Source organism: Janthinobacterium saanense, from assembly GCF_014200675.1.
Classification (GTDB): domain Bacteria; phylum Pseudomonadota; class Gammaproteobacteria; order Burkholderiales; family Burkholderiaceae_D; genus Janthinobacterium.
In genome coordinates, this window is sequence record NZ_JACHCI010000001.1 from 328,299 (window position 1) to 342,354 (window position 14,056).

The window sequence follows — 14,056 nt, forward strand, 5'->3', positions numbered from 1 at the left end:
AAACGCTCATGTGCTGCGCGTGGCCGTGGCAGGCGAAATGCTGGCCGCGCGCCAGGCCGGACCATACACAGCGGCCAGTCCCAGCAGCCAGAACACCAGTGCGCCACCGAGCAGATAGGGCAGCGGCAGGCGCGCCATCTCCAGCTGGCTGACCAGCAGCTGGTTCAGCGCCAGTGCCAGCAGCACGCCGGCAGCCACGCCCAGGCTGGTGATCATGAAGTTCTCGGTCAGGAAGTAGCGCAGGATATCGACGCGCCGCGCACCGAGGGCGCGCCGCACGCCGATCTGCTTGCGCCGCTGCGTGACCCACAGGCTGGCGATGCCGACGATGCCGCTGGCCGTGATCAGCAACAGCAGGGCCGATACCGTGATCAGCATCCATGACAGTGCGCGGTCGGCGCGGTAGCGTTTTTCGCGGTCTTCATTCAGACTGCGCAGGCGCACGATCAATTTATCGGGCGTGGCGGCGCGCACGGCCTGTTCTGCTTCTTTCATCACGCGCTCGCGCTGGCCCGGTTCAGTACGTACGGTCAGCAGCGTATCGCCGTCGCCACTCAGGCGTACCGGGTAAATCAGCGAAGATTCGCCGCGGTCCCCCAATTCCGCTCCTTGCGTCTGCAGCCTTTCCACCACGCCTACCACTTGTAACTGCTGTGCGTCTTCGCCAGCACCCATGAACAGTGGCATGCCCAGCGCACTGCCCCCGCCGGGGTGCAGCTTGTCGGCCAGCGCACGCGTGACGATCACTTGCGGCGGAAATTGATCGGTCACATTTTGATCGACATCGACGATTTCGGCTGGCGTGAAATCGCGTCCTTCAACCAGCTGCAGTCCCCAGGTCTTGATCAGGGAATCGGGTGAAGCGTAGATGGCGACGTTGGCAGAGCTCTTCGACTGCTTGCGGTCGGTAGAAAGGCCGCTGGTGCTACCCGAGCGAGATAATGGTACCTGGCTGACCTGCGCCACGGAGACGACGCCCGGCACGGCGCGTACGGCGGCGGCCAGGCGTTTTTGCAACGCGACTTCCTCGTTGTGCTCAGGCGTGCGCAAGGTGTGCGCCAGCAAGTGAAAGACGTCGTTTTCGGCTGCCACGCCACTGGGACGGGCCGCCACTTCCTGGCGCACGTTGACGATGTGCAGGGCATTGGCCAGGATGGCCAGGCTCAGTGCTACCTGTACGGCAACCAGGACGGCGCCGGTTTTACTGCGCATCAGCGCAGACAGTATCGGTCGGATTTCCATGATGTTCCTATTCGTATGCGGTGAGCTGATTTACTGCGACTTGAGCTGGATGGCTGGCGTCACCTGGCAGGCGCGCCAGGTCGGCAGCAAGCCGGCCAGGATGGCTGCGGCCACCGAAATGACAAAGGTCATCGCCAGCATTACCCAGTCCATATGCGCGGCGACGGTCAGCTGTTTCGACTGCATGCCGATCAAGGCCAGCGCGCCAAACGCCAGCAGCAGGCCCAGCACGCCGCCGACCAGGCCGATGACGGTGGTCTCGATCAGGAACTGGCGGAAAATCTCGGCGCGCGAGGCGCCCAGCGCGCGGCGTATGCCCACCTCGGAGGCGCGCACCGAAAACTTTGCCAGCAGCAGGCCGATGGTATTGACCAGGCACAGGGCGAGGAAGCCGAAGGCCAGCCAGGCCGACAGCTTGTTGTCGTTGCCGACGACATGCAGGTGTTCCAGCCATTCGCTGATGCTGAACAGCTGGTTGGGCGCATTGCGCTTCAGACGGCCCAGCTTGCGTTGTTCCTGCGCATAGCTGTCGAGGTAGTTTTGCAGGTCGCCACGCTGGCCATCGCTGGCCATCTCGAACCAGAATTGCAACCAGGTGCATTCCGAGTCTAGCGTGCCTTGGTAACCTGCTTCCCGGTTGCCGTCGCAGCTCATGTTGCCATCTACACCCACCTGGTGGCGGATCGCGCTGGTGAAGGGAATGAAGTAACTGTCTTCGCTGCCGAAGGCGCTGCTGCCGACGATGCGGTGGATGCGCGGCACAGGCTCCCAGGTGTCGAGCACGCCCGTGATCTGGAACTGCGAACCCATCAGCGACATGCGCTGGCCGACGGGATTGCTGTCACCGTAGAGTTTTTGCGCCAGCTTGCGCGACAATACAATCACGTCGGCGCCGGCCGTGTCGTCTGCTTCGCTCCATGGCTGCCCATACAGGAAGGGCGTTTCAAACATGGGGAAGAAGTCGCGATAGGCTGCCAGGCCTTGCGAGCTGAAAGGGGAAAGATCCTTGTTTTGTGGCTCGATGGTGCCGCCCATGCCATACATGGCGCTGCGCCGTTCACCCATTTTACTGTTCTGGAAATTGACGGCATCGCGGTAGCTCAGTTGGTTGTCACGGGTTTTATCACCGGGCGTATAGCCGGAAAGTGAACCGTTGTCGACCAGCGGCACGAACATGCGGCCGTTCTTGTCCGGTAGGGGATTGCCCGACATGACGTGCAGGATGGTGAGGGTGGAAACGCTGGCGGCCACGCCGATGGCCAGGGTCAGCACCATCAGCGCCGTCAGGGCCGGATTGCGGCGCAGGCTGCGCAAGCCCAGCATGAAGTAATAACGCAACATGGGCTATCCTCAGGCAGTGGCGGCATTGCTGCCGGCCTTGTTTTGACCGGCCACCAGCGACGGTCCCTTGTGCACCAGGTCGGACACCTGGCCATCGATGATGTGCACATTGCGCGGGCTGCGCAGCGCCAGTTCAGGATCATGGGTCACCATCAGGATGGTGGTGCCCTGGGCATTGATTTCTTCCAGCAGTTCCATCACGCCGCGCGCCATTTGCGTATCGAGGTTACCGGTCGGTTCATCGGCCAGCAGCAGCTTGGGCGAGCCGGCCAGTGCGCGCGCGATCGCCACGCGCTGCTGCTGACCACCCGACAGTTCGGCCGGATAATGCTTCATGCGCGACGCCAGGCCCACCTTGGCCAAGGCGTCTTCGATGCGTTCGCGCCGCTCGGCGCTGTTGAAGCCCCGGTAGCGCAGCGGTACATCGACATTGTCGAACAACGACAGGTCGGGAATCAGGTTGAAACCCTGGAAGATGAAGCCCAGTTTTTCATTGCGCAGGCGCGAACGGGCATTGTCGTTCATGCCTTTCACGTTGACGCCGTCGAGGATGAATTCGCCATCGGTGAATTCTTCCAGCAGGCCGGCGATATTCAGGAAACTGGTCTTGCCGGAACCGGATGGCCCCGTAACGGTGACGAATTCGCCTTGCTTGACGTGGATTTCGAAACCGCGCAGCGCGTGCGTTTCGATCATGTGGGTGCGGTAGACTTTGCTCAGATTTTGCATGCGCAGCATGGTGGGCCTCTTGGTATGCGTAGGAATGAATGGAGTGGCTTGATTAATTGATGGAGACGCGTGCCGCGTTCTCGAACGTTTCCGTGCCGGCGATGACGACCTTGTCGCCCTGTTTCAGGCCGCCCAGGATTTCAACCGCCGAGACGCTGGTGGCGCCCATCTTGATCGGCGTGCGGATGGCCACGCCGTCGCGCACCACATAGGCGAAACGGCCGCCTTCGGATTCGACGAACGGACCGCGCGCCAGCATCAGCACATTCGGTTTTTCATCGATCAGCAGGCGCGCCGTGGCGCGCTGGTTCTGGCGCAGGCCAGGGGGCTGTTCGCCGTTGAAACGCACGCGCGCCAGCACCTGGTTTTTCACCACTTCGGGCGACAGCGCCGACAGCTTGCCGGTGGCCTTGACGGCGCCCACTTCGATTTCGGCGCTCATGCCCAGGCCGATGTCGGCGACATAGGTTTCCGGCACTTCCAGCTCCACTTCCAGCTGCGACAGGTCGACCAGGGTCATCAGGGCCGTGTTGGCTTGCACCACGCTGCGGTTGGCCACCGACAAAGTGCCGATAAAGCCGTTCACGGGCGCGCGCACGGTCAGCTCGTCGACCCTGCGCTGGGCGTTGTCGCGGCTCAGGCGCTGGCGGTCCAGTTCATTGGCCTTGGTTTTCAGGGCCAGGGCCACGTCCTCGCTTTCCAGGCCGGCCGCCGCCGACGCCTGCTTGCTGCGGATCTCGGCCGAGTTCAGTGCATCCTTGGCTTTCTGGTAATCGATCTTGGCGATGATGCCTACCTGGGCCACGCTTTCATAGCGTTCCAGGGTGCGCTGGGCGGACAGGCGGTCGATTTCGGCCGTGTCGGCGTCGCGCCGCGCCACCAGTTTTTGTTTGCGGGCCAGGATTTCCTGGCGCGCCACTTCCGCTTCCAGCTGCTGCACGCTCGACTGCTCGCGTTTGAGCGCGTCCGACAGGTCGGGCGACTCCAGCACGGCCAGGATATCGCCTTTTTTCACCGTGTCGCCGGCCTTCGCTTTCAGGGTGACGGTGGCCACCGTGGTCGAATACAAGGTGGGGCTGATCGAGGCGACCACGCGGCCATTGACGGCGGCGTCGCGTATCAAGGTGCCGCGCGTGACATCGGCGATGCGCAGACGGCTGGCGCTGACGGAATGTTCGCTGTTGCGCCAGCTGCCGATGGTGGCGACGGCGGCGGCGATCAGGAGGGCTGCGCCAGCGACGAGCAGGGCGCGTTTCTTGTGGCGTTGGCCGGCGGGAGCGGCAACAACGGCGTCTTGGGCAGAGGTATCGCGGATCATGGTGGACATTTCGTGAAAGATGTCATGGCTTATGCACGATCCGTGCCAGATTTATATCATTGATTTTAAAGGAAAAATATTCGCTGTCCGCTTGTCCGTGGGTGTCCGCCTGTGTCCGCGCGTGCATAGGCGGACGATGCTGGACTTGATAATCTGGCAAGCGCCCTGATGTGCGTGCTGCAGTGATGTCGCGCCGCGCCATGCTGCCCTTACTTTGTGGAGCATGATGTTGACTCTGATTCAAAACGGCCCGGTTCAACAGCGTCCTTTCACTGCCCGCATGGCGACCTGGCTGCGCCAGTTCGCCAGCTTGCCTGAACCGGATGAGCTCGATTATCCGTTTGCCCACAGCGATGTCGCCAGGCTGCAGCAGTTCAACGGTGAACCGGCCGTGATCGATGAACAGACCTGGGACGAGATGCTGCTGCCATCCTACACGGCGCAGCTGACGCAGGAGACCAGCATCTTTGGCCAGCAGCGCTTGCACCAGCGCCTGGCCAGTGGCGTCGCGGATATGGCGTCGCGCGAGCGGGTCACTGCCTTGCTGGCGGCGCCGGCGCAGCAGCAACAGCTGGAGCACGCCATGCGTCCACTGCGCGCAGCGGACATGGAAGTGAGCACGCCGCTGTTTGGCACGCCCTTGCCGGCGCCAGCCTGGTGGTCGCGCTGGCTGGCGCTGCCGGTGCTGCTGCTATTTGTGACCTTGCTGGCTGCCTGCCTGTTTGCGCCGCTGGCATGGATGGCGGTGCTGCTGGTGTGGGCGGCGCTGATCGCGTTGCAAGTACATTTTTATGAACGCTGCAAGCTGTGGCAGCGTAGCGTGCATAGCTTGCAGATGCTGCTGCTGGTGCATGGCCGCCTGGGCGGACTCGATACGCCCTTCACGCAAGCTTTTCGGGAAGGACAGCGGCAGTCAGGCGTGATCAGCCGCCATTTGACGCCGCCGCGCTGGCTCAAACTCATGCCGCTGCTGAGCGAATACGAGGACTGGCTGATGCTGGGTAATGTGCGGCGCTATTTCCACAGCATCAAAGTGGTGCGGCGTGAGTATGACTTCCTGCGCCAGAGTTTTCTGTTGCTGGCCGACCTGGAAGCGGATCTGGCGCTGGCCCGCCATCTGCGCGGACGCCATCAATTCTGCTGGGCGCAAGCGGCGCCCATGCGCCAATTGTCCTTTGACGCCATGGTGCATCCGCTATTGGACGGCGCCATGCCGCTGTCCTTGCAGCTCGATGGCCGCGGGGCATTCATCTCGGGCCAGAACGCCATCGGCAAGAGTACCTTGCTGCGTGGCGTGGGACTCAATCTGATCTGCGCACGCGCCTTTGGCTTTTGTTATGCCGAGTCGGCCACGGTACCTTTGATACCGTTGTATTCGAGCATGCAGAATGAAGATTCCCTGGAAGGGGGAGAGAGTCTGTATCTGTCAGAATTGCGGCGGGCCCAGGAATTATTGACGCTGGCCGATAGCGGTGCGCCGGCACTATTTTTGATCGACGAGATTTTCCGTGGCACCAATCACCTGGAATCGGTGTCGGCTGCAGCGGCCGTGCTGCATGGCCTGGCCGAGCGCCATCTGGTGATCGTCTCCTCGCATAACCTGGTGCTGGCGCCGTTGCTGGAAGACTGCCTGGCGCCGTGGTGCGTGAGCCGCGACGAGCAAGGTGTACTGCAGCTGGCGCCTGGCGTGCTGCTGCTCACCAATGGCATCTCGCTGCTGGCGCAGCGCGGCTTTGGCGCCAGTATCGAAGGCAAGGCAGGCAGGGTGTTCGATTGGCTCAGCACCCATATGGCGCAGCCCGCCGATTGCGCGGGCGTACTGGAAGAGGGCTGATTATTTTTCCTGCTTCTCCGGCGTGCCCCGGTCGATCACTTCATGGCAGTCGCCGCGCAGGGTGGAATTGTCGTAGTTGGTCCAGCCGTAGCTGTCGACATAGCGCTTGTGCTGCTTGAAGCGCGGGTTGACGAAGCTCCACTCGGGCTGTTCGCCGGGGAAGTGGATATCGCCCATGTCGAGCACGGTGTGGAACATGTTTTCCGTCGACAGCCGTGATTTCTGATGCAGGTGCAGCTGCGTTACCTTGTCCGGATAGCGCAGCTGGAATTGCGGCGAGTACCAGACGAAGGACGGCACGTGGAATTCATATTGCGTGTTATGGCCGTGGAAGGCCAGGCGGCAAGTGCCGTCGTACAGGGTCTGGCCATGGTCGGCCACGTAGACCAGGGAACTGCGCAGGGCCGTGCGCTCGCCACCGTCCTTGAGGATGCCGATCACGTTGGACAAAAACCAGTCCGTGTACAGGATCGAGCTGTCATAGCTGTTGTTCAGCTGCGGCTTGATGGCCGTATCCGTGTAGACGGGCTTGTCCACGCCGAACAGCGAGGGCTGCCATTTGTCGAATGATTTCGGGTAGCGCTCGCTATAGTTCCAGTGGCTGCCCAGGGTATGCAGCACGATGAGTTTTTTTGGCGCCGGGTCGGCCAGCGCGTTCTTCAGCGGATCGAACAGGATCTGGTCGAAGTTCGAGGTATTCGTAAAACCGCCCAGGTTCAGAAATTGCACCACGTCGGCTTCCTTGGCAAACACGGAGACCGGCGTGTCGAACTTGCCGAACGAGATCTGGTTCGACAGCCAGTAGGTTTTAAAGCCCGCTTCCTTGTAGGCGGTAATAAAGGATTTTTCCGAGAAACCGTCCTTCAGGCTTTGCGTGGCCGGCTTGCGCGACACGATGACGGGCACCGACAAACGGGTGGCCGAGACGGACGTGATGACGTCGGCCAGCGGCACCAGATTGCTTTCCTGTTTCAGCAGCGGATTGGTGTCGCGCGTGTAGCCGTTCAAACTCCAGCGGTCATAGCGCGACGATTCACCGATCACCATCACCACCACTTCCGGTTGCGTGTCCGGGCTTTGCTGCCGGGCGCCGAAGCGGAAGTTGCTGCTTTTTTTGCCCAGCTCGGCCAGGTAGCGGCGTTCCTTGTAGAAATCGTAGCCGCGCCCGATCAGGCCGAAGGGCCAGGAGTTGTTGACCATGTTGAGCTCATACGGCAGCTGCGCCCAGTGGGGCAGGCTGGGCCATGCCAGACCCGTTTCATCGGCGCCGGCGATGCTGGCGTCTTCGGCATTATCTTCATCCTCTGCTTCCTCACTGCCTGCACTGGCAGACGCGGTGGCGTGCGGCGCATGGTGGCGCAGCTTGGCGGCAAAGCCGAATTCGTGGCCGTACAGCCAGAAGGCGCCCAGTAGCAGCAATAGCCCCAGCGCAGAGGGGCGCGTCTTGCCGGTCCAGTCGAGCTCGCGCGTGCGGGTGGCGGCCCACCAGCCCAGCGCGCACCACACGATTACAGCGAGCATGATGGCGCCCATCAGCCATACTTTCTGGCCCAGGAATTCCATTGCCTCCATCGGGCTCGTTTCCATGATGATGCCCAGGTGGTGCGTGGAAATGCCCTGGCCATAGAAGATGAACAGGTAGATTTCCGTCGGCACGGCCAAAAAGGCGGGCACCAGCAGCCAGTGGAAATACGCGGGACGCTTGAAGATGCCCCATACGGCCAGCCAGGCCAGCAATTCAAAACTGAGCATTTGCCATGGATGGTCTAGCGGGTGCCCCAGCAGTACCGGGATAAAGGGCACGGCCGTCAGCAAGATATAGCTCAGCAGCAGAAAAAGAGTGGCAAGGCGGTTGGCGGGGCGAAACAATGTGCGCATAGGGTCAGGGCTGGGTGCGATGGGGGCTGAGTGCGGCGAAAAATGTCCGCTATTATCAGCCCTTTTGTCATCTTGCGGTCATATAAGAAGCAGGGCGGATCAGGCTGGCAAGCGTATTGCCGGAGTGGCATTGCTTATGAGAAAGAATGCGGAAAAGTGCATCTCTGGCGCCGGTGACTGTGCAGCAGCAGCCATGAATGATTGGTGAAAATGCCACAAACGGCGCGCTTTTTTGCCTTTTTTTATAGCAAAAAGCCGTAAACTGATTGACCCCCTGTGGCACAAGGTCTAAACTAGCCAGTTCTCGATTTTATTCTGCTCATCGTTTACGTGTCGTCTGGTGATTTCATGGCCGCTCCTTACCGAGTGGCTGCGGGTGCCGGGTGAGGGCAGTACGAAAGCGGGACGAGGTTTTAGTCGCCGGACATCTTGTCCGGGTTATTAATCGTAGTTTTTTGTTGGATTTATAACGATGCCAACCATCAATCAATTGATTCGCAATCCACGCGTCGCTTTGACCGTGAAGAGCAAATCGCCGGCGCTGGAAAACAGCCCGCAAAAACGTGGCGTTTGCACACGTGTGTACACCACGACTCCAAAGAAGCCTAACTCGGCTTTGCGTAAAGTCGCTAAAGTGCGTCTGACCAACGGTTTCGAAGTTATTTCGTACATCGGCGGTGAAGGCCATAACCTGCAAGAGCATAGTGTTGTTCTGCTGCGCGGCGGTCGTGTAAAAGATTTGCCAGGTGTGCGTTACCACATGGTTCGCGGTGCTCTGGATACCCAAGGCGTTAAAGACCGTAAGCAAGCGCGTTCGAAGTACGGTACGAAACGTGCTAAGGCCGGCAAGAAGTAATAGTTGTTAGTAGCAAACCCAAGTTTCGCTCAGTGGCAGCTAACTAAGTGAATGTAGTCGACCGCATCTGGTCGAGTAAGTGGAGGACTATGATGGTCGTCCGCGAGTGTGCGAAGAACGCGCGCTCAACTGAAGATTGAAAGGAATTGATATGCCACGTCGTCGTGAAGTACCCAAACGCGAAATTTTGCCAGATCCAAAATTCGGCAACACTGATGTCGCTAAATTTGTAAACGTATTGATGCTGTCCGGTAAAAAATCGGTTGCAGAAAACATCATCTACGGTGCTTTCGAGCACATCGCTGCTAAAAGCGGCAAAGATCCACTCGAAGTTTTCGTTACTGCAATCAACAACGCCAAGCCGTTGGTTGAGGTGAAATCCCGTCGCGTTGGTGGTGCAAACTACCAGGTGCCGGTTGAAGTTCGCCCAGTCCGTCGTATGGCTTTGTCCATGCGTTGGTTGCGTGAAGCTGCTAACAAGCGCAGCGAAAAATCGATGCCACAACGCCTCGGCGGTGAGCTGATGGAAGCGGCTGAAAGCCGTGGCGGCGCGATGAAAAAACGCGACGAAGTCCATCGTATGGCTGAAGCGAACAAAGCGTTCTCGCATTTCCGCTTCTAATAAAAAGCCAGCTACCGCAAGGCGGCTGTCAAGTATCTGTTGTTCGAGGCCGGGCTCATTTTTGTAAAAAAATGCTGCTCGGTTTTGTCCATTCATTTAGGATTAATTATGGCCCGCAAGACCCCCATTGAGCGCTACCGCAATATCGGTATCTCCGCTCACATCGATGCAGGTAAGACGACCACCACCGAACGCGTACTGTTCTACACCGGTATCAATCACAAGATTGGTGAAGTGCATGATGGCGCCGCCACCATGGACTGGATGGAGCAAGAGCAAGAGCGCGGTATCACGATTACCTCCGCAGCGACGACATGCTTCTGGAAGGGCATGGCAGGTAACTTCCCTGAGCATCACATCAACATCATCGACACCCCGGGCCACGTAGACTTCACCATTGAAGTTGAACGCTCGATGCGCGTGTTGGATGGCGCCTGCATGGTTTACTGTGCAGTCGGCGGCGTGCAGCCACAATCGGAAACGGTATGGCGTCAGGCTAACAAGTACAAAGTGCCACGTCTGGCCTTCGTGAACAAGATGGACCGTACCGGCGCCAACTTCTTCAAGGTCTACGAGCAAATGCGTGCCCGCCTGAAGGCTAACCCGATTCCTCTGCAGATTCCTATCGGCGCCGAAGAGAACTTCCTGGGCGTGGTCGATCTGGTCAAGATGAAGGCCGTGTATTGGGATGATGCTTCCCAGGGCATGAAGTTCGACTACCGTGATATCCCTGCTGAGCTGGCTGATCAAGCCGCCGAGTGGCGCGAGAAGATGGTTGAAGCAGCTGCCGAAGCGTCGGAAGAGCTGATGAACAAGTACCTGGAAGAAGGTGACCTGTCGGAAGCTGAAATCAAGGCTGCTCTGCGCGCGCGTACCCTGGCATCGGAAATCGTGCCGATGATGTGCGGCACCGCGTTCAAAAACAAGGGCGTACAAGCCATGTTGGACGGCGTGATCGAGTACCTGCCATCGCCTATCGACATCAAGCCAGTACAAGGCATGGATGAAGATGACCAGCCGATCTTCCGTAAAGCTGACGACAACGAAAAGTTCGCCGCGCTGGCGTTCAAGATCATGACCGACCCATTCGTCGGCCAGCTGATCTTCTTCCGCGTTTATTCGGGCACGATCAAGTCGGGCGATACGGTTTTCAACCCGATCAAGAACAAAAAAGAACGCCTGGGCCGTATTTTGCAGATGCATGCAAACCAGCGCGAAGAAATCAAGGAAGTGCACGCTGGCGATATCGCTGCTGCAGTTGGCCTGAAAGATGCGACCACGGGCGAAACCCTGTGCGATCCTTCGGCTATCATCACCCTGGAAAAAATGGTTTTCCCTGAGCCAGTGATCTCGCAGGCTGTTGAGCCTAAGACCAAGGCTGACCAGGAAAAAATGGGCCTGGCGCTGAACCGCCTGGCACAGGAAGATCCTTCGTTCCGCGTGAAGACCGATGAAGAATCGGGCCAGACCATCATCGGTGGTATGGGCGAGCTGCATCTGGAAATTATCGTTGACCGCATGAAACGTGAATTCAACGTTGAAGCGACCGTCGGCAAGCCACAAGTGGCTTACCGCGAAACGATCCGTAAAGTTTGCGAAGAGTCGGAAGGCAAATTCGTCAAGCAATCGGGTGGTCGTGGTCAATACGGTCACGTGGTTCTGAAGATCGAACCGCAAGAACCAGGCAAGGGTTTCGAATTCGTTGACGCGATCAAGGGCGGTACCGTTCCTCGCGAATACATCCCTGCAGTTGAAAAAGGTGTGCGCGACACGCTGACTTCGGGCGTGATGGCTGGCTACCCAGTTGTTGACGTTAAAGTCACGCTGTTCTTCGGTTCCTACCATGATGTCGACTCGAACGAAAATGCATTCCGCATGGCCGCTTCGATGGCATTCAAAGATGGTTGCCGCAAAGCTGCTCCAGTCATCCTGGAGCCGATGATGTCGGTGGAAGTGGAAACGCCAGAAGATTACGCCGGTACCGTGATGGGCGATCTGTCGTCGCGTCGCGGCATGGTGCAAGGTATGGATGAGATTGCTGGCGGTGGCGGCAAGATCATCAAGGCCGAAGTACCTCTGTCGGAAATGTTCGGCTACTCGACCTCGCTGCGTTCCGCAACGCAAGGCCGTGCGACTTACTCGATGGAATTCAAGCACTACTCGGAAGCTCCGAAACACGTGACTGAAGCAATCGTAAGCTCGAAAGCTAAGTAATAGAAGTTCCGGGCCGGATTTCACGAGAATTCCGGTCCCTACATTTAAATCATTGTTCTAAGGAAGAATAAAATGGCAAAAGGTAAATTCGAACGGACCAAGCCGCACGTCAACGTCGGCACCATCGGCCACGTCGACCACGGTAAAACCACCCTGACCGCTGCAATCGCAACGGTACTGTCGAAGAAATTCGGCGGCGAAGCTAAAGCATACGACCAGATCGATGCAGCTCCAGAAGAAAAAGCACGCGGCATTACCATCAACACCGCACACGTTGAGTACGAAACGGCTACCCGTCACTACGCTCACGTTGACTGCCCAGGCCACGCCGATTACATCAAAAACATGATCACCGGCGCAGCACAGATGGACGGCGCGATCCTGGTTTGCTCGGCAGCTGACGGCCCAATGCCACAGACCCGCGAGCACATCCTGCTGGCCCGCCAAGTTGGCGTTCCATACATCATCGTGTTCCTGAACAAGTGCGACCTGGTCGACGACGCAGAGCTGCTGGAACTGGTTGAAATGGAAGTGCGCGAGCTGTTGTCGAAGTATGAATTCCCAGGCGACGACGTGCCTATCATCAAAGGTTCGGCCCGTATGGCGCTGGAAGGCAAAGAAGGCGAAATGGGCGTTGACGCAGTATTGCGTCTGGCCGATGCGCTGGACAGCTACATCCCAACCCCGGAGCGCGCTGTTGACGGTGCCTTCCTGATGCCAGTAGAAGACGTGTTCTCGATCTCGGGTCGCGGTACGGTTGTTACCGGTCGTATCGAACGCGGTATCGTCAAAGTCGGCGAAGAGATCGAAATCGTTGGTATCACCGATACCGTCAAAACGACTTGCACCGGCGTGGAAATGTTCCGCAAACTGCTGGACCAAGGTCAAGCAGGCGACAACGTTGGTCTGCTGCTGCGCGGCACCAAGCGTGAAGACGTGCAACGTGGTCAAGTGCTGGCAAAACCAGGCTCGATCAAGCCACACGCACACTTCACCGGCGAGATCTATGTTCTGTCGAAAGACGAAGGCGGCCGTCATACGCCATTCTTCAACAACTATCGTCCACAGTTCTACTTCCGCACGACGGACGTAACCGGTTCGATCGAGTTGCCAGCAGACAAAGAAATGGTCATGCCAGGCGATAACGTGTCGATCACCGTCAAGCTGATCAACCCGATCGCGATGGAAGAAGGCCTGCGCTTCGCTATCCGCGAAGGTGGCCGTACCGTTGGCGCTGGTGTTGTTGCAAAAATCCTGGCTTAATTCTTAAGCCTGCATAAAAGAGGAAGCGTCGTCGCCCGGCGCCCCTCTTTTTTTTCGACTGCCGGGGTTGGCCAGCATTTTGGTGCTATCATGTCGACCCTGACGGTTGTTGCGTCAGAAATTCCAGTATGACCTCATTGCCGTGCAGACCGCGCGGTTCGTTCTTTTAAGGAAATATCATGTCGGCACCAAACCAAAAAATCCGTATCCGCCTGAAGGCTTTCGATTACAAACTGATCGATCAGTCCGCTCTGGAAATCGTTGAAACCGCGAAGCGCACCGGCGCTGTCGTCAAAGGCCCAGTACCACTGCCTACCCGTATTCAACGTTTTGACGTGCTGCGTTCCCCGCACGTCAACAAAACTTCGCGCGATCAGTTCGAGATCCGTACGCACCAACGTCTGATGGACATCGTTGACCCAACGGACAAAACCGTTGACGCTCTGATGAAGCTGGACCTGCCAGCTGGTGTTGATGTAGAAATCAAGCTGCAATAATTGTTACACGCTGGCGCGCGAGGATTGCTCCTCTCGCCAGCGGATAATAGGGCCGGACCTGTCCGCAATCGCGTACATATCTGGCCCTATTTTTTTGTGCTGTCCCACTCTCACGGCACGACGCCCATGTGCGTTTTCAGCCGCGCTGCCATGGCGCTATTTTCGCCTACCCACTTTTCTCTGTTCAGGACGCGATCAGACGACGCTTTCTAAGGCGTAAATTGTTTAAATTGATTCCATTAAACAACACATTTGCGTTTAA

At 58.4% G+C, this 14,056-nt stretch carries 11 protein-coding genes; 6 read left to right on the forward strand and 5 right to left on the reverse strand.

Annotated elements, in window-relative coordinates:
• Positions 1–6 precede the first annotated feature (6 nt).
• Genes HDE72_RS01490 through HDE72_RS01505 form a run of 4 tightly spaced genes read right to left on the reverse strand, consistent with a single transcriptional unit; the run spans position 7 to position 4,630 of the window.
• Positions 7–1,242, reverse strand: a complete 1,236-nt coding sequence (locus tag HDE72_RS01490) for an ABC transporter permease (RefSeq protein ID WP_183736979.1) — start codon at positions 1,240–1,242, stop codon at positions 7–9.
• A gap of 30 nt (positions 1,243–1,272) precedes the next feature.
• Positions 1,273–2,583 (reverse strand): ABC transporter permease, encoded by a 1,311-nt coding sequence (locus tag HDE72_RS01495; RefSeq protein WP_183736980.1) that lies wholly within the window; start codon positions 2,581–2,583, stop codon positions 1,273–1,275.
• A 9-nt stretch (positions 2,584–2,592) separates the two neighbouring features.
• A complete protein-coding gene (locus HDE72_RS01500; RefSeq protein ID WP_183736981.1) occupies positions 2,593–3,321 on the reverse strand; it encodes an ABC transporter ATP-binding protein in 729 nt (242 codons plus the stop codon).
• Between the two features lie 43 nt (positions 3,322–3,364).
• Positions 3,365–4,630 carry an efflux RND transporter periplasmic adaptor subunit gene (locus HDE72_RS01505; RefSeq protein ID WP_183737187.1) on the reverse strand — a complete coding sequence of 422 codons (1,266 nt, stop codon included), beginning with the start codon at positions 4,628–4,630 and terminating at the stop codon, positions 3,365–3,367.
• Positions 4,631–4,856: 226 nt separating this feature from the next.
• On the opposite strand from HDE72_RS01505, the gene HDE72_RS01510 reads away from it, so the two are divergent.
• The gene (locus HDE72_RS01510; protein ID WP_260176347.1) at positions 4,857–6,464 is read left to right on the forward strand and encodes a MutS-related protein; all 1,608 of its coding nucleotides are present in this window, start codon (positions 4,857–4,859) and stop codon (positions 6,462–6,464) included.
• On the opposite strand, the gene HDE72_RS01515 is transcribed toward HDE72_RS01510, so the two are convergent.
• Positions 6,465–8,342 carry a phosphoethanolamine transferase gene (locus tag HDE72_RS01515; RefSeq protein WP_183736982.1) on the reverse strand — a complete coding sequence of 626 codons (1,878 nt, stop codon included), beginning with the start codon at positions 8,340–8,342 and terminating at the stop codon, positions 6,465–6,467.
• A gap of 472 nt (positions 8,343–8,814) precedes the next feature.
• Here HDE72_RS01515 and rpsL point away from each other — a divergent pair, with 472 nt between their 5' ends.
• The 5 genes from rpsL (at position 8,815) to rpsJ (ending at position 13,794) form a co-directional block, all read left to right on the forward strand.
• Complete coding sequence (rpsL, locus tag HDE72_RS01520) at positions 8,815–9,198, forward strand: 30S ribosomal protein S12 (RefSeq protein WP_025603541.1); 384 nt, start codon at positions 8,815–8,817, stop codon at positions 9,196–9,198.
• A gap of 151 nt (positions 9,199–9,349) precedes the next feature.
• Complete coding sequence (gene rpsG, locus HDE72_RS01525; protein WP_065310159.1) at positions 9,350–9,820, forward strand: 30S ribosomal protein S7; 471 nt, start codon at positions 9,350–9,352, stop codon at positions 9,818–9,820.
• A 108-nt stretch (positions 9,821–9,928) separates the two neighbouring features.
• The gene (gene fusA, locus HDE72_RS01530; RefSeq protein WP_183736983.1) at positions 9,929–12,034 is read left to right on the forward strand and encodes an elongation factor G; all 2,106 of its coding nucleotides are present in this window, start codon (positions 9,929–9,931) and stop codon (positions 12,032–12,034) included.
• 72 nt (positions 12,035–12,106) lie between these two features.
• Positions 12,107–13,297, forward strand: a complete 1,191-nt coding sequence (gene tuf, locus HDE72_RS01535) for an elongation factor Tu (protein ID WP_183736952.1) — start codon at positions 12,107–12,109, stop codon at positions 13,295–13,297.
• A gap of 179 nt (positions 13,298–13,476) precedes the next feature.
• Complete coding sequence (gene rpsJ, locus HDE72_RS01540; RefSeq protein WP_010394389.1) at positions 13,477–13,794, forward strand: 30S ribosomal protein S10; 318 nt, start codon at positions 13,477–13,479, stop codon at positions 13,792–13,794.
• The last annotated feature ends 262 nt before the right edge of the window (positions 13,795–14,056 follow it).

What these genes read in the sequence shown, in the direction of transcription:
- HDE72_RS01505 (WP_183737187.1), bottom strand. Translation starts at nt 4,630, where the DNA reads ATGATCCGCGATACCTCTGCCCAAGACGCCGTTGTTGCCGCTCCCGCC.
- HDE72_RS01495 (WP_183736980.1), bottom strand. Translation starts at nt 2,583, where the DNA reads ATGTTGCGTTATTACTTCATGCTGGGCTTGCGCAGCCTGCGCCGCAAT.
- HDE72_RS01515 (WP_183736982.1), bottom strand. Translation starts at nt 8,342, where the DNA reads ATGCGCACATTGTTTCGCCCCGCCAACCGCCTTGCCACTCTTTTTCTG.
- rpsG (WP_065310159.1), top strand. Translation starts at nt 9,350, where the DNA reads ATGCCACGTCGTCGTGAAGTACCCAAACGCGAAATTTTGCCAGATCCA.
- HDE72_RS01510 (WP_260176347.1), top strand. Translation starts at nt 4,857, where the DNA reads ATGTTGACTCTGATTCAAAACGGCCCGGTTCAACAGCGTCCTTTCACT.
- rpsJ (WP_010394389.1), top strand. Translation starts at nt 13,477, where the DNA reads ATGTCGGCACCAAACCAAAAAATCCGTATCCGCCTGAAGGCTTTCGAT.
- HDE72_RS01500 (WP_183736981.1), bottom strand. Translation starts at nt 3,321, where the DNA reads ATGCTGCGCATGCAAAATCTGAGCAAAGTCTACCGCACCCACATGATC.
- fusA (WP_183736983.1), top strand. Translation starts at nt 9,929, where the DNA reads ATGGCCCGCAAGACCCCCATTGAGCGCTACCGCAATATCGGTATCTCC.
- rpsL (WP_025603541.1), top strand. Translation starts at nt 8,815, where the DNA reads ATGCCAACCATCAATCAATTGATTCGCAATCCACGCGTCGCTTTGACC.
- tuf (WP_183736952.1), top strand. Translation starts at nt 12,107, where the DNA reads ATGGCAAAAGGTAAATTCGAACGGACCAAGCCGCACGTCAACGTCGGC.
- HDE72_RS01490 (WP_183736979.1), bottom strand. Translation starts at nt 1,242, where the DNA reads ATGGAAATCCGACCGATACTGTCTGCGCTGATGCGCAGTAAAACCGGC.